The organism is Dinghuibacter silviterrae (assembly GCF_004366355.1).
GTDB classification, from domain to species: Bacteria; Bacteroidota; Bacteroidia; order Chitinophagales; family Chitinophagaceae; genus Dinghuibacter; species Dinghuibacter silviterrae.
Genome location: NZ_SODV01000001.1, coordinates 435,246 through 461,422, shown reverse-complemented (window position 1 = coordinate 461,422; position 26,177 = coordinate 435,246). Strand labels below are relative to the sequence as shown.

At 53.0% G+C, this 26,177-nt stretch carries 30 protein-coding genes; 16 read left to right on the top strand and 14 right to left on the bottom strand.

The genetic code is table 11. From position 1 onward, the window contains the following. Positions 1 to 111: 111 nt before the first annotated feature. Both EDB95_RS02020 and EDB95_RS02015 read left to right on the top strand, forming a co-directional pair. On the top strand, positions 112 to 1,155 hold the full coding sequence (locus EDB95_RS02020) for a sensor histidine kinase (protein ID WP_133990069.1): 1,044 nt from the start codon (positions 112 to 114) through the stop codon (positions 1,153 to 1,155). Positions 1,156 to 1,164: 9 nt separating this feature from the next. Continuing rightward, positions 1,165 to 1,896, top strand: coding sequence for a LytR/AlgR family response regulator transcription factor (locus EDB95_RS02015; protein WP_133990067.1), 732 nt, complete (start codon positions 1,165 to 1,167; stop codon positions 1,894 to 1,896). Here the strand turns inward: EDB95_RS02015 and EDB95_RS02010 are convergent. Next, positions 1,874 to 2,116 (bottom strand): hypothetical protein, encoded by a 243-nt coding sequence (locus EDB95_RS02010; RefSeq protein ID WP_133990065.1) that lies wholly within the window; start codon positions 2,114 to 2,116, stop codon positions 1,874 to 1,876. The genes EDB95_RS02015 and EDB95_RS02010 overlap by 23 nt on opposite strands. Positions 2,117 to 2,360: 244 nt before the next feature. Between EDB95_RS02010 and EDB95_RS02005 the strand changes: the two genes are divergently transcribed. Then, positions 2,361 to 3,140, top strand: coding sequence for a hypothetical protein (locus tag EDB95_RS02005; protein WP_133990063.1), 780 nt, complete (start codon positions 2,361 to 2,363; stop codon positions 3,138 to 3,140). Here the strand turns inward: EDB95_RS02005 and EDB95_RS02000 are convergent. Then, complete coding sequence (locus EDB95_RS02000) at positions 3,137 to 3,892, bottom strand: geranylgeranylglyceryl/heptaprenylglyceryl phosphate synthase (RefSeq protein ID WP_133990061.1); 756 nt, start codon at positions 3,890 to 3,892, stop codon at positions 3,137 to 3,139. The two genes, EDB95_RS02005 and EDB95_RS02000, sit on opposite strands and share 4 nt — an antisense overlap. A 266-nt stretch (positions 3,893 to 4,158) precedes the next feature. Here EDB95_RS02000 and EDB95_RS01995 point away from each other — a divergent pair, with 266 nt between their 5' ends. Further along, positions 4,159 to 7,500 carry a vitamin B12-dependent ribonucleotide reductase gene (locus EDB95_RS01995; protein WP_133990059.1) on the top strand — a complete coding sequence of 1,114 codons (3,342 nt, stop codon included), beginning with the start codon at positions 4,159 to 4,161 and terminating at the stop codon, positions 7,498 to 7,500. A 156-nt stretch (positions 7,501 to 7,656) separates the two neighbouring features. Here EDB95_RS01995 and EDB95_RS01990 read toward each other — a convergent pair whose 3' ends face one another. Continuing rightward, entirely contained in the window at positions 7,657 to 7,929 is a 273-nt protein-coding gene (locus EDB95_RS01990; RefSeq protein WP_133990057.1) for a hypothetical protein, read from the bottom strand. 163 nt (positions 7,930 to 8,092) lie between these two features. On the opposite strand from EDB95_RS01990, the gene EDB95_RS01985 reads away from it, so the two are divergent. The 3 genes from EDB95_RS01985 (at position 8,093) to EDB95_RS01975 (ending at position 9,243) form a co-directional block, all read left to right on the top strand. Continuing rightward, a complete protein-coding gene (locus EDB95_RS01985) occupies positions 8,093 to 8,416 on the top strand; it encodes an RNA polymerase sigma factor (protein WP_133990055.1) in 324 nt (107 codons plus the stop codon). 9 nt (positions 8,417 to 8,425) lie between these two features. Next, the gene (locus tag EDB95_RS01980; protein ID WP_133990053.1) at positions 8,426 to 8,659 is read left to right on the top strand and encodes a helix-turn-helix domain-containing protein; all 234 of its coding nucleotides are present in this window, start codon (positions 8,426 to 8,428) and stop codon (positions 8,657 to 8,659) included. Between the two features lie 197 nt (positions 8,660 to 8,856). Next, a complete protein-coding gene (locus EDB95_RS01975) occupies positions 8,857 to 9,243 on the top strand; it encodes a hypothetical protein (RefSeq protein WP_133990051.1) in 387 nt (128 codons plus the stop codon). A gap of 51 nt (positions 9,244 to 9,294) precedes the next feature. On the opposite strand, the gene EDB95_RS01970 is transcribed toward EDB95_RS01975, so the two are convergent. From EDB95_RS01970 to EDB95_RS01955, 4 genes are read right to left on the bottom strand one after another with little or no spacing between them, the layout of a single operon-like run. After that, positions 9,295 to 10,845 carry a DHA2 family efflux MFS transporter permease subunit gene (locus EDB95_RS01970; RefSeq protein ID WP_133990049.1) on the bottom strand — a complete coding sequence of 517 codons (1,551 nt, stop codon included), beginning with the start codon at positions 10,843 to 10,845 and terminating at the stop codon, positions 9,295 to 9,297. Positions 10,846 to 10,857: 12 nt separating this feature from the next. Then, a complete protein-coding gene (locus tag EDB95_RS01965) occupies positions 10,858 to 11,904 on the bottom strand; it encodes an HlyD family secretion protein (RefSeq protein WP_133990047.1) in 1,047 nt (348 codons plus the stop codon). Between the two features lie 31 nt (positions 11,905 to 11,935). Then, positions 11,936 to 13,261, bottom strand: coding sequence for a TolC family protein (locus EDB95_RS01960; protein ID WP_133990045.1), 1,326 nt, complete (start codon positions 13,259 to 13,261; stop codon positions 11,936 to 11,938). 31 nt (positions 13,262 to 13,292) lie between these two features. Then, positions 13,293 to 13,913: a TetR/AcrR family transcriptional regulator gene (locus tag EDB95_RS01955; protein WP_133990043.1), complete on the bottom strand. Its 621-nt coding sequence runs from the start codon at positions 13,911 to 13,913 to the stop codon at positions 13,293 to 13,295. A gap of 125 nt (positions 13,914 to 14,038) precedes the next feature. On the opposite strand from EDB95_RS01955, the gene EDB95_RS01950 reads away from it, so the two are divergent. After that, the gene (locus EDB95_RS01950) at positions 14,039 to 14,515 is read left to right on the top strand and encodes a YcxB family protein (protein WP_133990041.1); all 477 of its coding nucleotides are present in this window, start codon (positions 14,039 to 14,041) and stop codon (positions 14,513 to 14,515) included. Here the strand turns inward: EDB95_RS01950 and EDB95_RS01945 are convergent. Beyond that, positions 14,512 to 14,943, bottom strand: a complete 432-nt coding sequence (locus EDB95_RS01945) for a GNAT family N-acetyltransferase (RefSeq protein ID WP_133990039.1) — start codon at positions 14,941 to 14,943, stop codon at positions 14,512 to 14,514. The two genes, EDB95_RS01950 and EDB95_RS01945, sit on opposite strands and share 4 nt — an antisense overlap. A gap of 142 nt (positions 14,944 to 15,085) precedes the next feature. Between EDB95_RS01945 and EDB95_RS01940 the strand changes: the two genes are divergently transcribed. Genes EDB95_RS01940 through rnc form a run of 3 tightly spaced genes read left to right on the top strand, consistent with a single transcriptional unit; the run spans position 15,086 to position 17,349 of the window. Further along, positions 15,086 to 15,322 (top strand): acyl carrier protein, encoded by a 237-nt coding sequence (locus EDB95_RS01940; RefSeq protein ID WP_133990037.1) that lies wholly within the window; start codon positions 15,086 to 15,088, stop codon positions 15,320 to 15,322. Between the two features lie 47 nt (positions 15,323 to 15,369). After that, positions 15,370 to 16,623 carry a beta-ketoacyl-ACP synthase II gene (gene fabF / locus EDB95_RS01935; RefSeq protein WP_133990035.1) on the top strand — a complete coding sequence of 418 codons (1,254 nt, stop codon included), beginning with the start codon at positions 15,370 to 15,372 and terminating at the stop codon, positions 16,621 to 16,623. Positions 16,624 to 16,683: 60 nt separating this feature from the next. Then, on the top strand, positions 16,684 to 17,349 hold the full coding sequence (gene rnc, locus EDB95_RS01930) for a ribonuclease III (RefSeq protein WP_246073442.1): 666 nt from the start codon (positions 16,684 to 16,686) through the stop codon (positions 17,347 to 17,349). Positions 17,350 to 17,351: 2 nt separating this feature from the next. Here rnc and EDB95_RS01925 read toward each other — a convergent pair whose 3' ends face one another. Next, positions 17,352 to 17,582, bottom strand: a complete 231-nt coding sequence (locus EDB95_RS01925; RefSeq protein WP_133990031.1) for a helix-turn-helix domain-containing protein — start codon at positions 17,580 to 17,582, stop codon at positions 17,352 to 17,354. Between the two features lie 102 nt (positions 17,583 to 17,684). Between EDB95_RS01925 and EDB95_RS01920 the strand changes: the two genes are divergently transcribed. From EDB95_RS01920 to EDB95_RS01910, 3 genes are read left to right on the top strand one after another with little or no spacing between them, the layout of a single operon-like run. Continuing rightward, positions 17,685 to 18,008, top strand: a complete 324-nt coding sequence (locus EDB95_RS01920) for an RNA polymerase sigma factor (RefSeq protein WP_133990029.1) — start codon at positions 17,685 to 17,687, stop codon at positions 18,006 to 18,008. After that, entirely contained in the window at positions 18,005 to 18,229 is a 225-nt protein-coding gene (locus tag EDB95_RS01915; protein WP_133990027.1) for a hypothetical protein, read from the top strand. Before EDB95_RS01920 ends, EDB95_RS01915 begins: the two co-directional genes overlap by 4 nt. Continuing rightward, positions 18,226 to 18,786, top strand: a complete 561-nt coding sequence (locus EDB95_RS01910; protein ID WP_133990025.1) for a hypothetical protein — start codon at positions 18,226 to 18,228, stop codon at positions 18,784 to 18,786. The genes EDB95_RS01915 and EDB95_RS01910 overlap by 4 nt, the downstream gene beginning before the upstream one ends. Here the strand turns inward: EDB95_RS01910 and EDB95_RS01905 are convergent. After that, on the bottom strand, positions 18,783 to 19,400 hold the full coding sequence (locus EDB95_RS01905; protein WP_133990023.1) for an HAD family hydrolase: 618 nt from the start codon (positions 19,398 to 19,400) through the stop codon (positions 18,783 to 18,785). The genes EDB95_RS01910 and EDB95_RS01905 overlap by 4 nt on opposite strands. Before the next feature lie 34 nt (positions 19,401 to 19,434). Further along, positions 19,435 to 19,692 (bottom strand): hypothetical protein, encoded by a 258-nt coding sequence (locus EDB95_RS01900; RefSeq protein ID WP_133990021.1) that lies wholly within the window; start codon positions 19,690 to 19,692, stop codon positions 19,435 to 19,437. Positions 19,693 to 20,244: 552 nt separating this feature from the next. Here EDB95_RS01900 and EDB95_RS01895 point away from each other — a divergent pair. Further along, positions 20,245 to 20,517 carry an ArsR/SmtB family transcription factor gene (locus EDB95_RS01895; RefSeq protein WP_133990019.1) on the top strand — a complete coding sequence of 91 codons (273 nt, stop codon included), beginning with the start codon at positions 20,245 to 20,247 and terminating at the stop codon, positions 20,515 to 20,517. A 70-nt stretch (positions 20,518 to 20,587) separates the two neighbouring features. After that, on the top strand, positions 20,588 to 21,340 hold the full coding sequence (locus EDB95_RS01890) for an SDR family NAD(P)-dependent oxidoreductase (protein ID WP_133990017.1): 753 nt from the start codon (positions 20,588 to 20,590) through the stop codon (positions 21,338 to 21,340). A 41-nt stretch (positions 21,341 to 21,381) separates the two neighbouring features. Here the strand turns inward: EDB95_RS01890 and EDB95_RS01885 are convergent, their stop codons facing one another. The 3 genes from EDB95_RS01885 to EDB95_RS01875 all read right to left on the bottom strand — a co-directional run bounded on the left by EDB95_RS01885 (position 21,382) and on the right by EDB95_RS01875 (position 26,099). Further along, positions 21,382 to 23,043 carry an FAD-dependent oxidoreductase gene (locus tag EDB95_RS01885; protein WP_133990015.1) on the bottom strand — a complete coding sequence of 554 codons (1,662 nt, stop codon included), beginning with the start codon at positions 23,041 to 23,043 and terminating at the stop codon, positions 21,382 to 21,384. 6 nt (positions 23,044 to 23,049) lie between these two features. After that, positions 23,050 to 24,450 carry an ATP-binding protein gene (locus tag EDB95_RS01880; protein WP_133990013.1) on the bottom strand — a complete coding sequence of 467 codons (1,401 nt, stop codon included), beginning with the start codon at positions 24,448 to 24,450 and terminating at the stop codon, positions 23,050 to 23,052. A 98-nt stretch (positions 24,451 to 24,548) separates the two neighbouring features. After that, on the bottom strand, positions 24,549 to 26,099 hold the full coding sequence (locus EDB95_RS01875) for a T9SS type A sorting domain-containing protein (protein ID WP_133990011.1): 1,551 nt from the start codon (positions 26,097 to 26,099) through the stop codon (positions 24,549 to 24,551). Positions 26,100 to 26,177 lie beyond the last annotated feature (78 nt).

Sequence of the window (26,177 nt, the reverse complement as noted above, 5' to 3'; positions counted from 1 at the left end):
ACGGAATAAGGGTCCAAAATTACACTTTTTATTCCTCCTTTTACAGGCAAAATCGGCCATTAGTACAGAATTAACCCCTTCCAATGGGGTTTTTCGTAGATTTATGTTGGTATGTCTTCAACAAGGATCTCAAAGTATTGGTGGTGCCAGATCGGTGGTTGGGTGGGCTCCGCAATGGTCACCCTTTTTTTCGCGTACACGTATAACAAGTTTAACGGGGTACAGGTGGAAAGGGCGGGAATCAACATCGTCCTCGGAATTGGCGTCACCCACCTGCTTCGGTATTTTATCATCACCAACGATTGGCTGAAACGCTCTTTCGATAGGGTTTGGGGCATCCTCCTGGCGGCAGTGATGGTGGCGAGCCTGGTGTACAGCGCCCTGATAGAGGGCATCTATATGCTGTTAAACCTGCTCGGACAACATTACATACCGTTTTATAAAAGGATTATGCTGGGCAGCCTGGATTACCTGCCGCTGCTGATGCTGTGGGTCCTGATCTATTACGTCTGGCATATCGTGGACAACAACCGGAAACAGCAATTGGAGTCACTCCGGCTGGAGTCTCTTGTTAAAGAGCTGGAGCTCAAGACGATAAAGTCGCATATCAATCCCCATTTCATATTCAACGCCCTCAACAGCATCCGCGCGCTCGTGGACGAGAACCCGGGGCGTGCCCGGACGGCGATTACGGAATTGAGTAATATCCTGAGGAGCTCGATGCAGACCGAAAAGATGGAAACCGTTCCCCTCGAAAAGGAGCTGGCCATTGTCAGGGACTACCTGGCGCTGGAAAAGATCCGTTTTGAGGAACGGCTGAAGGTGGAAATGGACATCGACGAAGATACCCTGGAAGAACCCGTGCCGGTGATGATGCTCCAGACACTGGTTGAGAATGCCATCAAGCACGGCATCAGCAAGCGCATGCAGGGCGGGGTTATCCGGATACGTTCTTATTTCAAGGGGGACAGGCACGAGCTGGTGGTCCAGAATACGGGTCACCTGAACGGCCAGGCCCGGGAGGAAGGCTTTGGTATTATGAGCACGCTGAGCCGGCTGAGCATCCTTTACGGACCCAAGGCCAACTTTGAGATCCGGGACCTCCAGGAGGACACCGTAGAAGCGAAAATATCGATACCTGTGGAGACATTGTAAATATCAGACATGAGTAAAAAAGCTATCATTATCGACGACGAGCGTCTGGCTCGAAATGAATTGCGAAAACTGCTCCAGGACTTCCCGGAAATAGAGGTCATCGACGAGGCGGCCAACGTGAACGAAGGCCTGGAAAAGATCGAACAGCACCAGCCCGACCTGATTTTTCTGGACATCCAGATGCCGGGAAAAACAGGTTTCGACCTGCTTAGCGAGCTGGATCGCTCCCCCCAGGTTATTTTCACCACCGCTTACGACGAATACGCCTTAAAGGCCTTCGAGGTGAACGCCCTCGACTACCTGCTCAAGCCGGTGGAACCAAAGCGCCTGGCCGACGCCATTCACAAGCTGGAACAGGTAGAGCGGGAGGAAGAGCTGGAGACGCCGGTGATCAACCGCAGCATCCTGAGTGAAAACGACCAGGTCTTTGTCAAGGATGGAGAAAGGTGCTGGTTCGTCCGCCTCAGCGAAATACGGCTTTTCGAAAGCGTGGGCAACTACGCCAAGGTCTTCTTCGGACCCAATAAGCCCCTCATCCTGAAATCGCTCAATGCGCTGGAAGAACGCCTCGATGAAAAGGTATTTTTCCGCGCCAACCGGAAACACATCGTCAACCTCAGGATGATCGAAAAGATCGAACCCTACTTCAACGGCGGTCTTCTGCTGGAGTTGAAGGGAGGGGAGAAGATCGAGGTCTCCAGGCGGCAGGCGGTGAAGTTTAAGGAAATGATGAGTCTTTAGAGATGGGTTCAAGGGCGTCAAGGAAATTGAAGAGCGACTGAAGGTCCACGATGCTCTCTTCCAGGTCCACGGAAGGCGTATCCAATTCATGATAGACATGACTCAGGAAAAGATTCCGGAGGTTTTTGCTGAGCCTGTCTACCGGCACGGCCTTCAAAAAGGTGTTCAGTGCGGCGAGCGCCTCGCTCGGGAGGCTTTCCTCTAGGGGTTTATTTTCCATACGGCTAATTTTACTTTTTCGCTTGATTTTTGTACATTCAGCTAGGCCTGATTGGTACGGGCCTTTTTATCCCATAAACAATTGGCTTCTGAAAGGTGACATCCACGCGCTTAGGTGCGCAGCGGATGGGTCACTGCCGTGGAGTAGTTGGAGATGGACGTTGCAGAAATCACGATCGAAAGGGTAAAGATAAACAAACAATTTTTACTTTTGCAAGGATGTTTGCAATATATAAACATATAGTATGATATCGACGATTGCGCAGAGAATAGGGAAGTTCATTGCGTACCAACAGATCAGCAGGAGAGAGTTCGCAAGCAGGCTGGGCTATACAAGCAGCGAAAAGATCAACAGGCTTTTCAGGAAAGATGGGGCTAAACCGGGATTTGACATCGTGGCGGATATTGCAAACAAGTTTGTCAACCTGAACGTGGACTGGCTTGTTACGGGACGGGGTGACATGCTGAAGAACGGGTCGGAATCCCCGGGCTCCCCTGGTCCCCAGGTGGTCACCAGGGATGTCATGGGACAGAAAACGGTGGTGTATGTCTCTCTAAAAAACAGGGAAGCATACAAGAGTGGGTATGACAAGGATGAGTTTATCCGTCAACTGGCCGTGTTTTCTTTCCCCGGGTTGCCCCAGGGCAGCTTCAGGATGTTCGAAGTGGGAGGCCGGAGCCTCCATCCCCTCTTCCGGGACAGGGACCGGGTGGTGGGACGCTGGAGCACCCTGGAAGACCTTTCGGAGGACCAGGCCTGCGTTCTTCTGACCAGGAACCAGGGTTTGCTGATCCGTCATATAGGGGCCCGCGAGGCGGGTTATCTGTGGATAAAAGGCAACCCGCTTCAAGGGGAAGAGTTTCCGGCTTTCCGGGTCGACGAACGGGATATTTTGGAGGTATGGGAGGTGGTTTACCTGATTACGCGCCATCTGCCGGAACTCACGGGCATACGGCAACAGGTAGCCGAATTGGAAGTATCGGTCCGGTTATTGGAAGAAAGGCTTATCGAAAAGGGAATCTAAGGGGTAACCGCCCTTACGGAATGTACGGCAGCCGCCATTTCGGAGATCAGGGCCGGCTCTTTTTCAATGGCATTGCCGACGACGATGATGTCGGCTCCCGCCTTACAGTTACGATAGGCTTTTTCGGCGCTGGTAATGCCGCCGCCGATAACAAGGGGTACTTCGATGTGCGCGGACACGCGCTCGATCATACTCTCGGTGATGGGTCTTTTTGCACCGCTGCCCGCATCCATGTAGATCAACCGCATGCCCAGCATTTCCCCTGCCATGGCCGTGCACAGCGCGATGTCGTCCTTATCCGACGGGATGGGGCTGGCGTTGGAAATGTACGAAACGGTGGTAGGTTCACCGCCGTCGATCACCATGTAGCCGGTGGGGATGATCTCCAGACCGCTTTGACGGACAAAAGGCGCGGAAATGACGTGCTGGCCGATCAGCAATTCCGGATTACGACCGGAAATGAGGGAGAGATATAAAAGGGCGTCTGCGAATTTCGAGACTTGCGCCGGACTGCCGGGGAAAAGGATGACAGGTATATCGCAGGCGCTTTTGATTTGTTGTATGCAGGTGTCGAGATTATCGGAAATGACCAGGCTTCCGCCCACCAGAAAATAGTCCACTTTGGCCGCTAAAGAACGTTCGATCAATTCGTCGGTGACAGATGTACTCACTTTATCCGGATCAATCAGCACAGCAAAGGACTTTTGGTGTTTATCCTTTCTGGCCTGTAGTGTTTGATATAGGGTCTTCATCCTGTTAATATTATGCGATTGCCTGTATTGCAAATATGCAAAAAGTTTTCTAACCGATGGAAAGTATTTGTGAAAGGGCTTGATTTTGCAGCGGTTAAGGCCCGCAGTTAGTCCCTCTATTTCCTTGCCAATATTCGTGAAATATCCACATATTTCCAGACGTTATCCACAGCTGTGGATTTTTTGAACTTGGGAAATTGGGGGGGTAAGAATATTTTCGTTACCCACGCTGCCTGATCGACTCACCTATATAAACGCACTTTGATATGTCCACCAAGAAGCAGAATTCCAATGGATTGCACTTTGAACGCCGGTTTACAAAAGACGGCGTTAGTCCTATGGACCTGTTTACCTATGACTACAGGACTTCGGTCATCAAAAACCCCAGTGGAGAGAAGGTTTTCGAGATGGAAAACGTGGAAGTGCCCAGGGGCTGGAGTCAGATCGCTACCGATATTCTCGCGCAAAAATACATCCGCAAGGCCGGGGTGCCTCAGCCCGACGGGACCCTGGGTAGAGAAACCTCCGCCAAACAGGTGGCGCACCGGCTGGCGTATTGCTGGCGGGTTTGGGGCGAGCGGTATGGCTACTTCGCCACGCCCCGTGACGCCGAAGTTTTTTACGATGAGCTGGTCTATTCCATTTTGAGCCAGGCATGTGTCCCAAATTCTCCACAGTGGTTTAATACGGGATTGTACGAATGCTACGGCATTAAGGGTAAGCCGCAGGGGCATTACTACGTGGATCCGAAGGATGAGGTGCTGAAGGAGTCGACGTCGGCGTATGAGCGGCCGCAACCGCATGCGTGCTTTATTCTAAGCGTAGAGGATGACCTGGTGAACGAAGGCGGTATCATGGATCTTTGGATGCGGGAAGCGCGCATCTTCAAATATGGTTCAGGGGTAGGAACGAATTTTTCGAGTATACGCGGGGGTGGGGAAAAGCTGAGCGGCGGGGGCACTTCCTCCGGGCTGATGAGCTTTCTGAAGATTGGAGACCGCGCCGCAGGGGCAATCAAGTCGGGCGGAACGACGCGCAGGGCGGCCAAGATGGTTTGCCTGGACCTGGACCATCCGGAAATCGTCGACTTCATCAACTGGAAAGTAGAGGAGGAAAAGAAGGTGGCGGCGTTAATAGCTGCCGGCTATCCTTCCGACTATGAGGGCGAGGCGTATGCTACGGTATCGGGCCAGAACTCGAATAATTCGGTACGCATACCCAACGAATTTTTCCGGTGCCTGGAAGGGGATGAAGACTGGGCACTCACGTCGAGGGCTACCGGAAAGGTCGTGAAAGAGGTCCCCGCGCGGCAGCTTTGGGAGCAGATCGCTTATGCCGCCTGGCGGTGTGCGGACCCGGGGACCCAGTACAATACGACCATCAATGAATGGCATACGTGTCCGAAGGGCGGACCTATACGGGCGTCGAATCCGTGCAGCGAATACATGTTCCTGGACAATACGGCCTGTAACCTGGCTTCCGTCAACCTTCGGAAGTTTTGGGACGAGCGGACCTCCGTTTTTGACGTGGAGGGTTTTGAATATGTCTGCCGGCTTTGGACGGTGGTCCTGGAGATCTCTGTGTTGATGGCCCAGTTCCCCAGTAAGGAAGTGGCCCGTTTGAGTTATGACTACCGCACCCTCGGTTTGGGTTATGCAAACCTGGGATCGCTCCTGATGGTGGGTGGGATTGCTTATGACAGCGAGGAGGCCAGGGGAATTACGGGTGCCCTCACGGCCATCATGACCGGGACGGCCTACAAAACGTCGGCGGAAATGGCGTCGGTTCTTGGCACCTTCCGTCGCTATGAGGAGAATAAGGCGGACATGTTGCGGGTGATGCGAAACCACCGCGCGGCCGCGTATGATGCGGACGGAGCTTTTGAGGGGCTGAGCCTGAAACCGCAGGGGATCAAGGCTCGTTTTTGCCCGGACTATCTCCTGGCTGCGGCGTGCAAAGTGTGGGATGAAGCGGTGGACATGGGGGAACGATATGGGTACAGGAATGCCCAGACAACGGTGATTGCACCCACGGGCACCATAGGGCTGGTCATGGATTGCGATACGACGGGTGTGGAACCGGACTTTGCCCTGGTGAAGTTTAAAAAGTTGAGCGGGGGTGGTTATTTCAAGATCATCAACCAATCGGTCCCGCTGGCCTTGAAGCGCCTGGGGTACGGAACAAAAGAGGCGGACGCCATTGTGAAATACGCGGTTGGCGCGGGTACGTTTGCCGGGGCGCCGCACATCAACCACGCTACCCTGAGTGAAAAGGGTTTTATCGCCAGCGAAATCAAAAAACTGGATGCCGCCGTCGGCTCGGCTTTCGAAATCGGCTTTGTGTTCAATGTCTATACCTTGGGGGAAGAATGTCTCCAGCGACTGGGTTTCCGGCCGGAGGACTACCTGAATTTCGAATGGAGCCTCCTGGAGGCCCTGGGCTTTACCGGGGAACAGATTGACGCGGCCGGGGATTATGTATGTGGTACGATGACGGTGGAAGGCGCACCCCATCTGCGCCCCGAACATTACAGCGTATTCGACTGCGCCAACAAGTGTGGGAAAAAGGGGGAGCGGTTTATCCACGCCCACGGCCATATCCGGATGATGGCGGCGGTTCAGCCCTTTATCTCGGGAGCCATATCAAAAACCATCAACCTTCCGAACGAAGCAACGGTGGAACAGATTGCCGATTGCTATATGCTGAGCTGGAAGCTGGGGCTTAAGGCGAACGCCCTTTACAGGGACGGGTCCAAACTCAGCCAGCCGCTCAGCAACAAAAGCGATAAGAAAAAGGTGGAGGCGGCGCCGGCTCCGACGCAGACCCCGTTGGTGGACCTAGGTCAGCTGACGGCGGAAGAGCTCCTGGAAGAGGTCCAAAGACGCGTCCAGTCGTCTCCGGACACCAAACTGAAAAGACAACTGGCCCGGATCGTCGAGCGGCGTACGCTCCCGGTTAAACGAAAGGGCTTTACCTATAAGGCGAAGATTGGTGGACAACCCATCTTCGTACGAACAGGAGAATATAATGACAGCACGCTTGGTGAAATCTTTATAGACCTTGCCAAGGAAGGCAGCACCTTGAGGAGCCTCATGAACTGTTTTGCGATCGCCATATCGGTGGGTCTGCAGTATGGCGTTCCCCTGGAAGAATTTGTCGACAAATTTGTGTTCACCCGCTTCGAGCCCAGCGGTATGGTGGATCATCCCAATATCAAAAGCGCCACCTCCATGGTGGATTATGTGTTCCGTATGTTGGGCTACGAGTACCTTGGCCGGACCGACTTGGTCCATGTGCTCCAGACCCCGGAGGTATCCAATACCGGGGAGGAGGAGTGGGACGAAACGGATATGCCTACCCTGGGAGAAAGACAGCCTGAGCTGTCCCAGGTGCGGGTCACCCCGGTCGCGGGCTCCCCTGCGGCTTCCGGGCCCTCCGGCAAACGCGCGCCTGCGGCCGCCGCCGGTTCAAAGACAGATAGCACGCAGGAATATATGAAAAGCATGCAAAGCGACGCCCCGGCCTGCAGCACCTGCGGGCACATCACGGTCCGCAGCGGCACGTGTTACAAGTGCCTGAACTGCGGGAACAGCATGGGGTGCAGCTAAACGCGGGCTACTGCCCGCCACTGACAAGTCTGGGAGACTACTAATTATAATTTGGCGCGCGAAAGCCCCCTTTTGGGGGCTTTCCATTTTGGCGCAGCCCCTCGAATTTTAGCTCTGACCTGCAAAATTTTTGCGCTGCGATTAAGATGGCGCGGACTATTTTTTCTTCTTCGACGGGCTGGTCACATCGGAGACAATACGCTTGAAAAGGTGCTCGGCGTTTACGTCGAAAAGGCTGGACATAAAAAGGAGCTCCCGGAAGTTAAAGAGATCGGGTTCGGCCACTTTCCGGGTAAATGTCTGGTAATTCATTCCCATGTCTTTGGAAACGAGGGTCTTAGGGATGACCTCGAAGATTTCTTTGAAGCTGGAAATACTTCCATCTTCAATCATACTTTTGATGGCATTGTATCGCCTGTCCTTGCTCATAAGGGGAAGTTATATCATTTCACAATTATAGAATTTTATTTTTTCAAACAATACAATTCAGCATATATTTTTACATATTTCTACATTGTAGTATAAATGCATCAAAACTGAAGTTTTTTTTCTACTTTGGCCGTGAGGGTGCCTTGGGACAAGGCGTGGATGCATGCGGGTATTCAACCGACAAAAAAAGACTGAACAGAATGAACCGGAGACGGAAATGCCGGACGGGCAGCTCGTCGCCTTACTCGTTAAGGGAGATTTTGCAGCATACGGGCAGCTGATCCGCAGGCATCAGCTTCTGATCAACAAACTGGGTTTTGTACTGACGGGGGACCGGAAAAGAGCCTCGGAACTGGTGGTGGCGACTTTGATGGTACTCTGGACCGAAAGGGAGAAAGTGAAGGATACCATTCCTTTTCCTTGTTATCTCCTGGAACTTATTGTGCGATTGCACAAACGTAATCCTCCTTATTTATCAGATAATTAATATATTCGTATGGATCTTTCATTCGATGCAGCATTGTCGCCCATGACTCGGTCTTCTTTGGGTAAGACGATCAGTTTCAGGCGAAAGTTGCTGGGCCTCACCCGTGAAAAACTTGCCACGCTAGCTAATATCAATCTGAGAGACGTCATTCGTATCGAAGCCGGAGAATCCCCCCAAATTGATGATTACATCCTGTTGATCAGAGGAATGGACGGGGATATCTTTGTGCGATGGAACTCATAGCCCAAAAAAATCCAGGCGTACGTACTATGCGATTGAGCCTATTCCGGGGAGCCCCCTCGTTGTCTATATTTTCATTTCAGCGCGGGCAAGCGGACCCTGGAAGATGTGTACGCAGCCTCAAAGCGGGGCGCCCGGCGGCGCTTAAACAAATCCGCTCGGTTTTCTCGGACTCCTTACTGTATATCGCTACGGAGCTGATGCCCAAGGATACGGACAAACGCCGGATCGCCGAGATCGCCTTCGGGGCTTTTCAGGCGCTTTGGGATCATCGGGAATCCATACAGGACCCGGCAGGGGTAAAGATATTCCTGAACAATACGGTCATGGAGACTTGCAAGCGTCTGAACCCGGCCGTTGACAACCGGTCTGCGGTCATGGTCACGGGCTTTGCAGAGATCGCCCGGATGATGATGGAGATGGAAAAGGCGCTCCCCAAAAAATACCAGCGGTTTTATAAGATGAAGTTCATTATGAAGCTGTCGGATGCCGATATCGCCAGTGAGCTGGGGCTGGATAACGGGGAAGTCCAGCAGTATACCGCGGAGGTCTCCGCGTTTATGAAGGCGTTGCCGAAGTGGGGGTAAAAAAAGGCCGGTCCGCAAAGACCGGCCTTCGGGCACTGCCGCAAAACAAGTTTAGTGGGCGTCGGTGGGCATAGCCACCGGCTTCTTACTGAATTTTTGCAGGAAGATCAGGGGGATGCAGAGCAGGACAAAGAACCCTACCAGGAGGTAGACGTCGTTGAACGTGGTCAGCATCGTTTGTTTGGTAATATTCCCTTCCATGGCGCCGTTGGCCATGGCAATGGCCTGATCACGGGAAAAACCGTTGGACATGAAGTTCTGAATAGCGGCGTTGTTCCTGGCCTGGTACTCCGGGTTGTATATATTGACATTTTCCAGGAGTACAGCCCTGTTGATCCCGCTCTTAATGTGGATGATCGTCGTGATGATGGCAATCCCGAAGGACCCCCCCAGCTGGCGCATCATATTGTTCAAGCCGGTGCCTTGACCGATCTCGGGTCCTCTCAGGTCCTGGATGGCCAGGGTGGTAAGGGGTACGAAAAGAACGGCCATACCTACACCGCGGATGATCAGGGGCCAGAAGAAGTCCCCGGTACCTGAGTTCAGGTTCGACCCGAAAAGCATGTAACAAAACACGAAGAACAGGAAGAAACCGATGGCGGAGAGTATCTGTGCGGGAATGCCCCGTTTGAGCATGTTTCCCACGAAGGGCATCATGCTGATGGTGGCAAGCCCCCCCGGCAAGAGGATCAACCCGGTTTGAGCGGCGGTGAACCCCAGCAGGTTCTGGGTAAATACCGGGAAGACAAAAGTCGACCCATACAATGCCACCCCCAGCACAAAGGAGGTGAATATCCCAATGGAGAAGCTCCGGTGTCTTAGGATCTTAAAATTCACGATAGGGAAGTCGATACTGATCTCCCGCCAGATGAAACAGATCACCGCCACTATGGTGCTCAGGGTGAGCAGGGAGATGTACCAGGTGGAAAACCAATCTTTGTCCTCTCCTTTTTCCAGGACCACCTGCAGGGAGCCGACGGCGATCGCCAGGAAGAGGATACCCCACCAGTCGATACGTTTGCCTTTTCCATATCTTGGAGACTCCCGCACAAAGGTCGACACACAGAACGCGGCGATGGCGCCTACGGGTATGTTCACATAAAATATCCACTGCCAGTTGATATTATCCGTAATAAGCCCCCCGATGGTCGGCCCGACGGTGGGTCCAACGACGGCACCCAGACCGAACAGGGCAGTTGCCATACCCACCTCGGCGGGCGGCCAGGTTTCCAGGAGAATGGCCTGGGCGGTCGAGATAAGACCACCGCCGGCCAGCCCTTGTAACAACCGGAACGCGATCAGTTCCGTCAGGCTATGGGCGTTCCCGCACAAGAAGGAGGCGAAGGTGAAGACGATAATGGAGGTCAGGAAGTAATTTTTCCGTCCAAATCGGTCCCCCAGCCACCCGGACATGGGGAGGATGATAACGTTAGCCACGGCGTACCCGGTGACGATCCAGTTGGCGTCTTCCAGGGTAGCGCCGAGGTTTCCCATGATGTTTGGCAGGGCCACGTTCACGATCGTGGTGTCGATCAATTCCAGCAGCGAAGCGACGATCACCGTAATGGTAATGATCCATCTTCTAAAACCATATTCTGCCATATAGGATGTTTTTTATTTTGTGTGAACGGTCACCTTTACGCTCATGCCGGGACGCAGACGGGCCATCGTGGCGCTGTCGACGTCGAGCTTGATGCGTACAGGTACACGTTGTACGACTTTTACGAAGTTGCCGGTGGCGTTGTCGGGGGGCAGCAGGGAAAACTTGGCCCCGGTGGCGCCGGATACGGATTCAATGGTGCCTTGGATCTTATCGTTGGGGAAAGCGTCTACGGATACGTCGACGGCTTGTTTGATCCGGATGTCGTTCATCTGGGTCTCCTTGAAGTTCGCCGTGATGTAGAGGCTGTCGTGTACGACGGAGAACATCGGGGTGCCTGCCTGTACCAACTGACCGATCTGGATGTTGCGTTTGGATACGATGCCGCTGGCGGGGGCGGTGATAACCGTATAGGACAGCTGTAGCTGTGCGTATTCCACATCGGCTTTACGGGTATCGATGATGGACGCCGTGGCGGTTGTCTGCTGCTCATTGGTGTTGACACGTTTGTCGAGCACGGGGATCTGGCTTTTGGCGGCGTCGAGGGCAGCCTGCGCGCTTTCTTTGTCCGCGGTGGCCTGGTCGAACTGTGCTTTGGTGATCACGTGGTCGTCATAGAGGTTCTTGTAACGGTCGTAATCCTGTTCGGCTTTCCAAAGGCGTACCTGGGCCTCTTCTATGTTGGCCTTTTGCACACCGAAGTTGGACTGGGTTTCGAAGACCGTGGCCTTGTAGGCGGCGACGTTCTTTTGCGCAGCGGTAAGAGCGGCATTGGCCTGGTCCAGCTTGATCTTGTAGTCCTTGTCGTCAAGGACCACCAATGTATCACCTGCATGGACGAATTGGTTGTCCTGGAAATTGATGGCGGTCACGTAACCGGAAACCCGGGGGATGACAGGGCTGATGTCGCCGTCGATCTGGGCGTCGTCGGTTTCTTCATGGCTTTGAAGAAAGATGTATTCTTTCAGTGTGAACCCCAGGGCTATGAGTAAGACCAACCCGAGAATGATCGGGAATAAGAGCTTTTTGCGGGGTTTTGCGGGAGTGGTATTTTGTTCCATATACAAATGCAGTTTATAGACTTGTTGAAGATTACAGGTGAATGTTGCCTGTTGATTTTATCATGGTGTAATAAGCGATGGCAGCGTCCGATTTGGCCAGCTCCAGGTTCACCCTGGATTGGTAGAGCTGCGTCTGGGCGTCGATCCGGTCGGTTGTATTGGCCAGGTTATTCTGGAACTTGGATTCGGTGATCCTTTCGTTTTCTTCCGCCTGGTCGACGGCGACCTGGAGGACCCGGATCTTGTCGAGCGACTGTAGATACCCTAAGTAAGCCTTGTGCACGTCCTTTCGGATGTCATCCTGGGCTTGGTCCTTGCTGGTCACGATCTCCTGTTTCTGGGCTGCGGCTTCCGCCACCTTGTTTTTGGTCGTATACAGCGAACCGATATTCCAGGAAACGCCCACGCCTAAAGTAATCGGTGCCAGAACGGTGTGGTCCGTGGGGATGGGCTTGCCTGTGGGATTGATATAATACATACCCGCTGTTGCTGCCAGGGTGGGCAGTTTCCCGTCCTGGATCTTTTTAATATTGATGTCCGCAACTTTGTCCTGGAAGGCGAGTTCCTGGAGTTCCCGGCGGTTGGCATCGGCCTGGGTCAACAGGTCGGTAAAGACCGGTTGTTCCTGGAGCTTATAGTCAAAATTGGAAACGGTCAGTTGGGTCGAATCGGGCAGGCCCAGGATGATGTTCAGGTCGTAGTTGGCATCCTTGCGGTCGTTTTCCAGCTCGATCTCACTCAGCTCGATCTGGGATTTTTGCAGTTGGAAGCGCAATACATCGTTCCGGGTCGCCAGGCCCTGGCTTTCGTACTTGGTGATCTCGGTCAGCTTCTGGTCTACGTCCTGCATGTTCCGCCCGACAATGAGCTGGTTTTGCAGGATCTTGTTGTAGTTGATATAGGCGCTGATGACCAGGTAGGTCACGTCATCCTTGTCCTTGTCTGCATCCAGTTTGCTGAGCTGCAGGAGCAGGTCTGCGGACTGGCGGGCATATTTGAACTGGTTGCCGTTAAAAATGGGCTCGCTGATCGCCAGGGTGCCTAGGTAGGCAGGGAAATCAAAGCTCAGGCTGAGCGGTTTGCCGGGCTGGGTCAGCCCCGGGAAGTTCAGCGTCCGGGCCAGCATAAGGGCGTGCAGGTATTGGAAGCTCACTTTCGCGCTGGGGAGGCGTAAGTCCTTCGCCTGATCCAGGCGGGCGAGTGCTTCGTCGATCTTGTTTTTGGATTGCCTGAGCTGTTTGCTGTTGTCGATCCCCAGCTTGACCGCCTCTTCCAAGGTGATCGAGCGGGGTGACTGAGCCCTGACGCCCGGGAGGGCTAACAGCAGAAAAGCCAGTGCTACGATTGTTTGCTTCATATAAACCAGGTTTCTATTATTTTAATGTGTTCTATGATTGGGGTACACGTAAGTGGGCGGTCACCATGTCTTTCAGGTGATTTTTGAGCCGGGTGACCAGCTCGGGGGAAAAGTCGTTCGGGTCGGGGGAGAGGATACCGAGGATCCGGCAGTACCATTCCTTGGACAGCGTCAATTGGGAAATAGTCCCGATAATGCTGGCCAGGGTTAATTCCAGGTCCACCTTCCGGAAAACGCCCTTTTTCTGCCCGTCCGCCATGATCTTTTCGATCTGTTCCAGGTTTTTTGCCTTCATCCGCATCAGCGCCTCCTTCAGGTCGGTTGACTGGAGCGTGGAGAATTGCCGGGAAATAATATTATGGAACTGAAAATTGGACAGGATCCTTTCCACATAGAAGTCGATGAGTTTATACATTTTTTGCATCGGCTCCAGGTGTTCGTCCTGGGCCAGTTCCTCCAGCACACCTGTGGTGTATCCGGACCGGTATTCTACAAGCGCCTCGAACAACTTCTCTTTCGACCCGAAATAGTACGATATCATGGCCAGATTGACCCCGGCCGAGTGTGCAATATCCCTTACGGTTGTCCCCTCGAACCCCTTCTCTCCGAAGAGTTTTTCTGCCGCACTGAGTATCAGCGTTCGTTTGTCCATAAGAAAATTTGTATATCGGATGCAAAGTTAAACACGTGTTTAAATTAAACGTTTGTTTAAGTGTTAAGAGAATGTTAAATAAATGGCTTTGTTGATTATTAGGGAATTAAGGTGACCTTAGCAATATGCAAGTGGAATTCTCTTATAATAAAGGTCAGGTGATCCAGGCCCTGCGGTATCATTTTCTTACCAAAAGGGAGATCAGGCTGCTCGTGATCCTTGTCAACGTCTTTGCAATTTTTGCAGCCATCCTTTTTTACCTGCACCGGATCCTGCCCCTCGCCTTTCTGCTGAGCTCCGTACTATGGATGTGCCTCATGGGGGCTTTATGGTTTTTCCTACCCTATTCGATATACCGGAAAGAAAGGACCTTTAAGGATCATTTCACGGCCGCATTGGAGCCACAGCATTTTTTTCTCAGCACCTCAAAGGGGACGGGGCGGTCATGGTCCTGGAGGGAATTTAGCAACTACCTGGAAACGCCCCATTTCTTCCATTTATATTTTGACAGCCGGTCTTTCTTTCTGTTGCCCAAGTCGGCTTTTGGGGAGGGCCTTGCGGATGCGAGGGCGATTTTGAGGGAGAATATAAAGAAAGCCTAGAGCAAGGGCTTCTCCATTATATAATGCGGCAGGGTTACTTCCACGAATTCGGGTCCGCTTATCTTGTATCCCATTTTTTCGTAGAAACCGACGGCGGTAGCCCGGGCATGCATGGTGATCTTTATAAAACCGTGATCCCGGGAAACGGTTTCGGCAAAAAGAATGAGGGCCTTGCCCACACCTTTGCCCTGTACTTCGCTGCTGACGGCCATTTGTCGGAGACGAACAATATCTTTGTTTTGTGGGGACAGCAGGCAGCAGGCTACCAACTGTTCTTCTTCGAACGCGGCGACCAATATGTCTTTGACCTCGGCGGCCAGCTCTTCTTTTGAAAAAGTTAGTCCCAGGGGTCTCCTTAGGATTTCATCCCGGAGCTCGACCATTTGGCGGTAGTCACCGGAGCCGTGTTCGATGATGCGAAGTGCCATGCTGCGCCCGATTTGGGGGGTGTGAAGGTACCGATTTTCAGCCACTTCGCTTTAATGTGGCATTTTTTGGGAAAACTTGCGGTCCGTATGGTTATTAACTCAAAAATTCTATTTTTGCACCCAGTAACTAAATTTTACTATCATGTCAGACATTGCAACAAGAGTAAAGAAAATCATTGTTGACAAATTAGGTGTTGATGAGGCGGAGGTTAACCCGGAGGCGTCCTTTACGAACGACCTGGGTGCCGACTCTCTGGACACCGTTGAATTGATCATGGAATTCGAAAAAGAATTCAATATCTCCATTCCCGACGAACAAGCTGAAACTATTACCACAGTAGGCCAGGCAATTGCTTATTTGGAAGAACACGCCAAATAATTACTAATCCAACTACACCACGCGGACCAAATTCCCGGCTTGCATATATGGAATTAAAAAGAGTAGTTGTTACTGGAATGGGCGCCCTTACCCCATTGGGCAACAATGTGCCTGACTTCTGGAGTGGTTTGATCAATGGTGTATCGGGCGCCGATTTCATTAAGGCTTTTGACGTCTCTAAATTCAAGACCAAGTTCGGGTGCGAGTTAAAAAACTTTGATCCGTTTAACTTCCTGGATAAAAAAGAAGGACGCAAGCTTGACCGGTTCACCCAGACGGCCATCATCGCCAGCGACCAGGCGGTTGCAGATGCAGGCATCTCCAAAGACACCGTCAACCCGGATAGGGTAGGTGTTATTTTTGCAAGCGGTATCGGGGGCCTGATCACGTTCCAGAACGAAGTCACTGAATTTGCCAAAGGCGACGGCACACCCCGTTTCAATCCTTTTTTCATCCCAAAGATGATCCTGGATATTGCAGCGGGTCATATCTCCATGCGCCATGGTTTCAGGGGCCCCAACTTTGCCGTGGTGTCCGCGTGTGCGTCCTCGACGAACGCTATTATTTCCGCGTTCACTGAAGTTCGCCTGGGTAGGGCGGATATCATCCTGACGGGTGGAAGTGAGAGCGTTATCAGCGAGGCCGGAGTGGGTGGTTTCAACGCCATGAAGGCCCTCAGCGAACGGAACGAGGACCCCAAAACCGCTTCGCGTCCCTTTGACAAAGACAGGGATGGATTTGTCATGGGAGAAGGCGCCGGGGTGCTCGTGTTGGAAGAACTGGAGCATGCCAAAGCCAGGGGAGCGAAGATCTATTGCGAAATCGCGGGCGGTGGCGCCAGTGCGGATGCGTATCATATGACGGCCCCCCATCCCGAAGGGCTTGGGGCGAGGAACGTCATGATCACCGCCTTACGGGACGCCGGTATGCAGCCTTCGGATATCGACTACATCAATGTACACGGGACGTCCACACCGCTGGGCGACCTGGCGGAAACCAAGGCCATTCAAATGGTCTTTGGGGAACACGCTTATCAACTCAACATCAGCTCCACCAAATCTATGACGGGCCATCTTCTCGGTGCCGCCGGTGTCATCGAGGCGATTGCCTGCATCATGAGTGTGCAGCACAACATCGTCCCGCCTACGATCAATCACTTTACGGATGATCCGGAGCTTGACAGCCGCCTGAATTTCACCTTTAACAAAGCCCAGGAACGCCCGGTGAATGCCGCCTTGAGCAATACCTTTGGTTTTGGTGGTCACAATGCGTCCGTGATTGTCAAAAAATTCGTAGATTAACGTGTGAAGTTTTCTCTACTACGGCACATATTTCCCGCACGGTCCGCGTTTGAAAAGAATTTGCGTAACGTATTGGGTTTCAGGCCTCGTCACCTGCCTTTATATAAAACAGCCCTGAGCCACCGGTCGATCAAGGAAGGCAGCGATCAAAACAACGAACGACTGGAATTCCTAGGAGACGCTGTCCTCAGCACCGTGGTGGGGGACTTTTTATTCAAAAAGTATCCCTACAAGGGGGAAGGGTTCCTTACGGAAATGCGGTCGAAGATGGTGAACCGCTCCATCCTCAATGAGGTTGCGCTAAAGATGGGGTTGAAAAAGATTACCCTGTACAACAAGCACGATAATTCCTTGAAAATATCCCAGATATTCGGGAATACGCTTGAAGCCCTCATAGGCGCCATATACCTGGACCTGGGGTATCTCCGGACCAAGCGCTGGATCATGAAAAGGGTCATTCTGCCTTATTTCTTCCTCGACGAACTGGAAAACCTGGAGATCAACCATAAGAATAAGCTGTACGGTTGGGCGTCCAAAAACGGAAAGGTCCTCGAATTCGAGACCGTAGACGAACGTTTTGAAAACGGACGCCGTCTCTTTACCGTAGCGGCTGTCGTCGATGGCGCCGTCATCTCGGAAGGGAAGGGCTACAATAAGAAAGACGCCAGCCAGATTGCTGCGCAGGTGGCGGTGGAGAAATTGGGGCTTGCCGATAAGGTGGAGTGACCCTATTCCGCATCAAAATCCAACAATTTTGACGGGGGAAGGTCAAGGCCTTCCGCAAGTTTTCTAAGCGTCGTCAACGTCAGGTTGGCCTTGGCGTGGACCACCTTGTTGATTTTACCGAGACTGATGCCACTCAGCGTGGCCAGACGGCGCTGGCTCATTCCCTTTGCTTCCATCAGACCGGCCAGGTGGGCGGCAAACTTTCCCAGCCAGATGGTATCTTTTTCCTCCATGAGACAGATTTAACGGGAAGGTTGCTCTTTTTTGCAAAAAAGATGTACCTAGATATAGGTACACTCGGGAAATCACCTTATCTTTAAGGGGAGACTTGCATCATGCACGCTATCGATTTGGAACCGTGTGTCCCTGGGGAAATCGCTGCTGACCTTGACCTGATCAAAAGGCTACAACGAAAAGACTTACTGGCTTACAGGGAGTTGATCGAACGCTATTATTCTTTTGTCTATATGATGGCGCTCACGCTTCATCGGGACGAAACCGTGGCCGATCAATATGTCCTGGAACTATTTACCCATGCCTGGAACCACGCATCAGGGATGACGGCCAGGGGCTCTCTCCGGTCTTACTTTTTCAAGCTGATCTATGCAAAGTATCAGCGGTATGTTTCCATGTTACCCACAATAAAAGAAATGGTATGAAGCGTTTGGAAAACCCCGGGGCGGTGTTGGCCGGGTTCTTTGGCAGCTATACTCCCGAACAGGCCAGGGCAATTTTGTGGGATATGTACTGCCATGCGCATTGCTCTGCGGACGAAGACCTGGGAGAATTCGGGCGGAAGGAACTGCTGGCCGGGTATGAGGCGTTAGGGAGGCTGATTGATGCGGCTTATGGGGTATATTGTGAGAAAACCAGGATATGAGCTTTTTTCTCAGGGCGAAGCATTGGCAGATTTTTGTACTAGTCGTTGGGCCGGCGTTTATTTCATTTGCCATATTGGTTGCGGCAATGATCATTTTTAAACGATTCGAGCTGTTGCCCTGGTTTTTCTTACCGATGGTGCTCGTCAATATTGTCCAATACTGCTGGTTTTTTATAGTTGGCAATAAACTGTACCGGAACCTCCCTGGTAAAGTCCGTTTAAGTAGAGGGCTATTCGGTTTCTGTGCTATTTATCCCTGTTTGTACGTCCTGTTTTTTGCTGCTGTGTGGGCACCCCTCTTTTTTCGAGGTATGTTGATTTCTAACGGGGACACCAATCCCCTGGCATTCCTCGTGATCTTTCCCTTTCATTTTCTGGCTGCAATTTGTACTCTTTTTGTATTCTATTTTGCTGCTAAAGCGCTAAGGTCGGTGGAGCTGCAAAAACCTGCCAGGTCCAGTGATTACATCGGCGACTTTTTCTTGATGGTGTTTTTTATCGTCGGGGTTTGGGTGCTTCAGCCGAGGATCAATAAGATTTTTGACGAACAGATTTAAAGCTTGTCCACCCTTACCCACTTCATCCCCGCTGCGATCGCGGATTGCACGCCGGCGTCCCCATCTTCGAAAACCATACAGCGTGTAGGGTCTACACCCAATTCTTCCGCTGCTTTCAGGAAGGGATCGGGGTAGGGTTTTCCTCTTTCCGTCTCACCGGCGCAAACCATCACGTCAACGAGGTCGATGATGTTTAGTATCGTCAGGGTACGGGTCACCGTTGTCCTGCGGCCGCCCGATACCACACCGATTTTTACCCGGCCGACGTGGTTGATGAGGTGGCGGAGTACGAAATCAACCGGTTTTGTTTCCTGTATGTATTTGTCGTAGAAAAGCTGGGATTTGGCCGAGGCGAACTGGGTGGGGTCGAAGACCTTGTTGTAGCGCCTGCCGATTTCCTCGCAAACCTGTACCGTAGGCCAGCCGGCCAGCTCGTCGATGATCGTACCGTCGAGGTCGATGTCGTATTGGGTACGGGCCACTTCCACATAGGCGGAGGTGTGGGCTTTCATATTGTCGGCCAGGGTACCGTCACAGTCGTAGAGGAAGGCCTGGAAGTCCCCGGAGGTCAGTTCGCAGAGCTGCTCGTACCGGGAGGGGGTGGAAATTTCCATGGCCGCAAAGGTACGGGATTATGGGGAGGGGGCGTCACTTTGAATTGATGTCATTGGCGACAAGTTCGACAAGCGATGCCAGTGGAATCCCCGTTAGGTGGGACAGCTTCATCAATTGTTTCACATTCAGAAGCTCCGGCCGGGTTACTTTATTGGCGAAACTGTGGTAATGCATTCCCATGTCGTCCGAAACAATGGATTTCGGTATGATTTCGAATATGCGGGAAAAAGAAGTCAGGTCGCCTGCGCCCCAAACACTTTTGACGTAGCGATAACGATAGTCTGTAACCATCTGAGAATCAACATTAGGGCTGAAGAATGTCGCTTATTGCATCGGCGTATGGGTATTAATATGCAAAATTATGTAGAAAAATGAAATCAAATAGTGTCAAAATGTAAGTATAAAATATCCCTTTTGATGTAAATTTGGTTCTTAAATTAGTTATGAGTAGCCAGATATCTAAAAGTGACCGGTATCATATCCTCGGGTTATTGTATTCGGAGGGCACGAAAGAAACGTATGCCCAGGTCCCTATCCAATACATTTTGTCTGAGCTGAGGAAGGATGGGATAAAAGGGAAAGATCCGGAAAGCTTGCTAAGGGGGCTGCGGAACCAAGGACTGATACGCCTTCACGAGGATTGGGCACAATTGACGGATCAAGGAATGACGGAATACCAGAGGTTGCATCCTCGTTTTTTGGGCAGGGATGTCTCTCCAAACAAAAGGGTAGACACGATACGTGTCTGGATAGGTCCCATCACCAGGCTGATTCAGACAGTTTTAAATGAACTAATGGGGCATCACTAGGTGACAAGAAAAATCCAATTATTTTTGCCAGATAATGACCCTAAAAGACGTCGAAAAAATCTCAAAAGCCCTGGGCGATCCCCATCGGTTGAAGATGCTCCAGGAGGTAAGCAAACGGGGTGTGATGTCTTGCACGGATGTATGCGACCTCATGAACCTGGCGCAGTCTTCTGTGTCGCATCATGCCAAACAACTGGTGGATTCGGGGATCGTGATTGCGGAGAAGGAGGGACGGCACGTGAAGTATGCCATCGACAAAAAGGTTCTTAACGAATACATGAAATTTTTGAAGTGCTTCGGGGGATAAAAAAATATCTTCTATAAATCGAAATATTTCGATGTATTGAATTGTTGCTTACCTTTGGAAAAAAATAACCATGAAACAGTCACTTGCAGGAAAAGTCGCCGTAGTGACGGGGGCTTCTAAAGGAATCGGTGCCGGTATTGCCAAGGGCCTTGCCCGGGCGGGTGCGGCGGTGGTGGTGAACTATTCGAGCAGCAAGGAGGGCGCGGACCGCATCGTATCGGAGATCACCGGGGAAGGCGGAAAGGCCATTGCGGTGCAGGGGGATGTGGGTCACGCGGGCGACGTAGAGCGGCTTTTCCGTGAAACGGCGAAGGCGTTTGGACCGGTCAGCGTGGTCGTGAACAATGCGGGGGTATACCGTTTCGATCCGGTGGAGTCGGTGACGGAGGAGGAATTTCACCGCCAGTTTGGTACCAATGTCTGGGGGCCGATCCTGACCACCCGTGAGGCACTAAAGCACTTTTCGGGGGACGGCGGGAGCATTATCAACATCAGCTCTATCGTGGGAAAGGTTCCGGTAGCTTACGCGTCGGTGTATTCCTCCACGAAGGGGGCATTGGATAGCCTTACCGCGGCCCTGGCGTTGGAACTGGGACCCCGTAAAATTCGCGTGAACGCCGTGTCGCCGGGTATGACGGAGACGGAGGGCGCGCATACCCTGGGGATCATTGGGAGTGAAAGGGCTACGGCCACGGTGGCCGTCACTCCGTTGGGCCGTCTGGGACAGCCGGAGGACATTGCTTCGGTGGTCGTTTTCCTGGCGTCGGATGAGGCGGCCTGGATCACGGGCGAGAATATCCGCGCTGCAGGCGGGAAGATATAGGGCCGCCTGGCGGCGGGTCGGCGGGGCCCGCCGGCGCGACCCTATATCTCCGCGAGGTATTTGTGCACAAAGCTGATGGCCATCGACCCCTCCCCCACGGCGGAGGCGACGCGGTTCATCGCGCCGGCGCGGACGTCGCCGGCAGCAAAAATGCCGGGGCAACTGGTCTCCAATAAGTATGGATCCCGATCCTTTTTCCAGATCGATTTGAACGTGTCGTAGGCGGTCAGGTTGCGGCCGGTTTCGATAAACTCCTTGTCGTTTTTGATGATGTCGAGCTGTATCCAGTCGGTGAAGGGTTTGGCGCCGATAAAGATGTAGAGGGCGCCTGCGTCGAAGGTCTTTTGTTCGCCGTTCCTGATGTTTCGGAGCACCAACTGTTCGAGGTTTTCCCCGCCGAGGGCTTCCTGTATCTCCGTACACGGGATGAGTTCGATATTGGGTGTCGATTCGATTTGGTTGATCAGGTAGGCGGACATGGTGGGGATGAGGTTTTCCCGGCGGATGACAATGTGTACCCTGGAAGCGAACTTGGAGAGGTACATGGCTGCCTGCCCCGCGGAATTGCCGCCCCCGGTGACGAATACTTCCTTGCCCTTGCAGGCTGAGGCTTCGGTCATGGCAGCCCCGTAATAAACGCCGGCGCCGGTAAACCGGTCCACGCCCTCTACCTCAAGTTTTCGATAGTCGACACCGGTAGTGATGACTACGGACCGGCTGATGATTTCCGGACCGTCGTCGAGAACGATGGTCTTGTAGCCGTCTTTTTGCCGGATGTCTTTTACCTCTGTGGGGGAAAGGAATTCCGCCCCGAGCCGCTTGGCCTGGCTGATGGCGCGGCGGGTCAGGTCCGCCCCGCTCAGACCGGACGGGAAGCCGAGGTAATTTTCGATCCGGGAGCTCGTCCCGGCCTGGCCCCCCGGAGCGCGCCGTTCGACGAGGAGGGTTTTGAGGCCTTCGGAAGAGCCGTAGACGGCTGCGGCAAGACCGGCGGGGCCGGCACCGATGATCACCACGTCGTAGACTTCGTTTTTGATCTGGAGGCTGAGGCCGATCTTTTCGGCGATCTGGCGGATCGTCGGTTTGCCCGCGCAGTGGCCGTCTTCGTAAATGATCAGGGGGAGGTCGCCCGTGCTGAGTTGGTTGATCTCCAGCAGGCGTTTGCCTTCGGGATTGGTTTCAATATCATACCAGGCATAAGGGATAAGGTTGCCTGCCAGGTAGTCCTTGATCTCGTGAGACTTGGGGGAGAACTGGTAGCCGATGAGCTTGATCCCCCGGAAGTCGGGTTTGTAGTGTCCTTTCCAGTCGTCCAGGAGATCGTTGATCACCGGGTATAATTTTTCTTCCGGAGGATTCCAGGGTTTTGTCAGGTAGTAGTCCAGTTGGACGTTGTTGATCGCCTTGATCGCCGCTACTGTGTCGGAATAGGCGGTCAACAGCACCCTTTTGGCGTCGGGATAAATCCGGATCGCGCTTTGCAGGAAGTCCACGCCTTCCATTTCGGGCATCCGCTGGTCGACCAGGAACATGGCGACGACGTCTCCGGTGTTCTTGAGATCGACCAGTACTTCGAGCGCTTCTTTGGCCGAGGTGGTGCTGATGATCTTGTAGTCGTCTGCGTATTGTGTTTTCAGGTCCCGGCCAATAGCCCGGAGGACCTGAGGATCGTCGTCGATGGAAAAAAGAATAGGTTTGTTCATAAAGGATCATCCGTTAATGGGGAAACACACGATAAAGGCGGTGTGCCCCTGTGCCAATTGTACTTTTATGGAACCCCTGTGCTGGTTGACGATGCGTTGTACCGTCTCCAGACCCATGCCCGTGCCTTTACCCAGCTCCTTGGTGGTAAAGAAGGGGTCGAATATCCTTGACCGGATTTCTTCCGGTATGCCGGGGCCGTCGTCGATGATACTGACCTGTACAAATTCCCGGTCTCTTTCGGTACGGATCGTGAGAGTGCCTTTGCCGTTGGGTTCCATGGCGTCGAGGGCATTGTCGATCAGGTTTGTCCACACCTGGTTGAGCTCGCCGATCATCGCCTTGACGGGCGGGAGGGTTTTGTCGAACTCCTTGACCAGGGTGATGTTGCCCTTTTTGAATTTATACCCCAGCATCTTGACCGTATTCCAGATACCGATATGGATGTCGGCGTATTGCTTGTCCTGCGCCTGGTCCATGTGGGTATAGGTCTTTACGGAGGCAACAAGGTCGGCGATGCGTTTTGAGGACTCGCTGATGTCTTCGACCATCCGCTCGGTTACCAACAGGTTGTTGATCCAGCCGAAGACAGCGGATAAAAAGGTTTTGGGTATGTGGTTGCTCAGGTCGCGGACGTCTTCTGGTTCAAAGGCAAAACCGACCAGGTTTTCCACGAGCTCACCCGGACCGCTGATGCCTAGTTCGTCGAGCATGTCCTCCATCTCGCCTTCTTTTTTAGTCCGCTCCCGCAAACCAAGCTCGGGTTGTTCGGGCCGGTCCAGGATGCGAAACAGGTCGTCGCAAACGGCATCGACCTGCTGTCCGCTCATCTGGATCGAGATAACCCGTTTAAAGTCTTCGGGTTGGAGCTTGAGGTGTTTGAGGAGGGAGTCGGAATCCCTCACGATGGCGGAAGCGGGGTTGTTGAGTTCATGGGCAAGACCCGCGGACAGCTTGCCCAGCGCCAGCATTTTCTCGTTCTGCTGTTGGAGCGCGGTGAAGCTTCGGACCCGGTTGGTCATGACATGCACCAATGCCTGGGTGAGCTCGAACTGGGTCCGGATCATTTCCTGGATCTTGTCAACGGGGAAGGTCATGAGCTGGCTCTCCCCGACGGTGACGGCATAACCGCTCGCCATTTTTGCCCTGGAGAAGGGCAAATAGCCGGAGATATCACCTGGGGCAAATGATCCGATCTCCCGTTTGACGCCCCCGATGGGCATATATACGCGGAGCATGCCGGTGATGACGAAGTGGGTCCCTGCGATGGCTTTCCCGGGCTCGGCCAGGAGCTCTCCGTCAGGGACCATACGGCAGTAGCTTTGATCGATGAGCCACTGGAGTTGGTCTTCCGGAACTTCCTTGAGCGCGTCAAAGGTTTTTAGCAAGGCAGGTGTGCAGGGAGTCATAATACGAATATATGACGTTCCCACGACTATGCGTTCGCTGCCGCAACACCGCCAATGATGGCCCTTCGGGCAGGGCGCCTGTGGCGCCCTTTTGGTCGTTAATCGATTAGAAGGGGCTTTACCAGGATTTTGTTGTTTTTGCTGTCCAGAACCTGGAGGTAGTACATACCCGCGGCCAGGATCCTGGGCAGGTTGATGGTCTTTCCGGTGCCCGGCGCCTCGTTTAGGGTTTGGGTAAAGACCGGACGGCCGTTGCCGTCGAACAGCCGCAAAAAATAAGCGCCGTCGGCAAGGCCGGAGGACGAAAGCGTGAATTGTCTGTTCTCCACGGGGTTGGGATAGATTTTTATGCCGGGTGTTACCGGGAGGTCTACGGTGCTGACGGAACTGTAGGCCATCGAGCCTCCGTTTTTGTCGAGCAGTAGCAAGCGATAATAATTGGAGCCCGTGAGTGGGTGCTTGTCGACCCAAACCTGGGGCCCGGCGTCGGGTGACGAAATACTGGACAGGGCAACATAAGCCTTGCCGTCGGCGCTTCGTTCCACCACCAGTTCCCCAACGTCATCCGTGATGCCCAGGTTCCAGTTCAGGGTCACGTCGCTGTTCGATGCGCGGGCGTCAAAGGTTTCAATCCGTTCGGGGAGGATGATATAGGTCGGACTGGTGACCCATAAACCCGTGACGGCTACCGGGTCGAGGCCTCCCAAGGGGAGGTCCGTGGTGGTAGGGAAGTTAGTGCCGTTGGTGTAATCAACAATATTGGTGGCGGGGGATGCGACTACGGTCGTATCCATCAACGAATATCCATAGATCAGCGTGTTTGCCGGTACGCCCAGGTTTGAAAACGTGAAGAAGACGCCATCCCGGTTTTGGGCAGTCGTATTGTCCATCATCAACAAATGGCCGTCGGCCGTGGGGACATAGTTCCTTCTTAGGATGACATAGTTGATGCTGCTCCCGACATCGACTCCGTATTCGAAGGATTCGCCCTTGACGGCATTGTAGTACGCGGAGGGATTCCCGCTCCCGTCAAGGGTCTTGATGGCCGCTATCCAGAACGGATCGTGGGTTGGATCGGAGCCCCGGTCAAAAACAACAAATCCGGCCTTAGTGACATCGGTGGCGCTAACGCCCCCGGGGAAGATCACGTCCATCCGTTCGATATTGTTGTTGTTGGTCGTGTTGGCGTTTTGAAAGACATTGTCGATGCCGACGTCAAAAAACCTTTCCGTGAAAACGCGCTCCAAACTGTCATCATAGTCCGGGTACAGGGCGAAGGTGCCGCCGTTATTGATCGCGGCGGCGCCGTTAGCGTAAAACCACAGGGATTTCCTTAGACCAGTAACATTGGCATTGTTTACCCTCCGGAATACGACCGACAAGGGAGCCGTCAAATATTTATAGTGACTCCCGGCTACGGTAAAGGAGTCCAGGACGTCGTTGTTATTAGTGGTAGCAACGTTGGTGCCGAAGTGATACGTATAGAAGTCGCCCGTAAAGCCACTGGGCGAATTGCCCGAAGCGCCCCTGCCTGTATAACTGGTGGCCGTCCCCGCATTGATCGCGTGTGTAAAGATCGCGGTTACGGGACTTTGGGCACGGAGCGTATAGGGCAGCAACAGGGATAGCACCAAAGGATAAGCCTTCATGGGTTTGGATTTGACCCAAAGTACAGCGCTTGAGGCGCTTTAGGAAGCCGCGGAGGCCAAATAGTAGGAATGCTACGG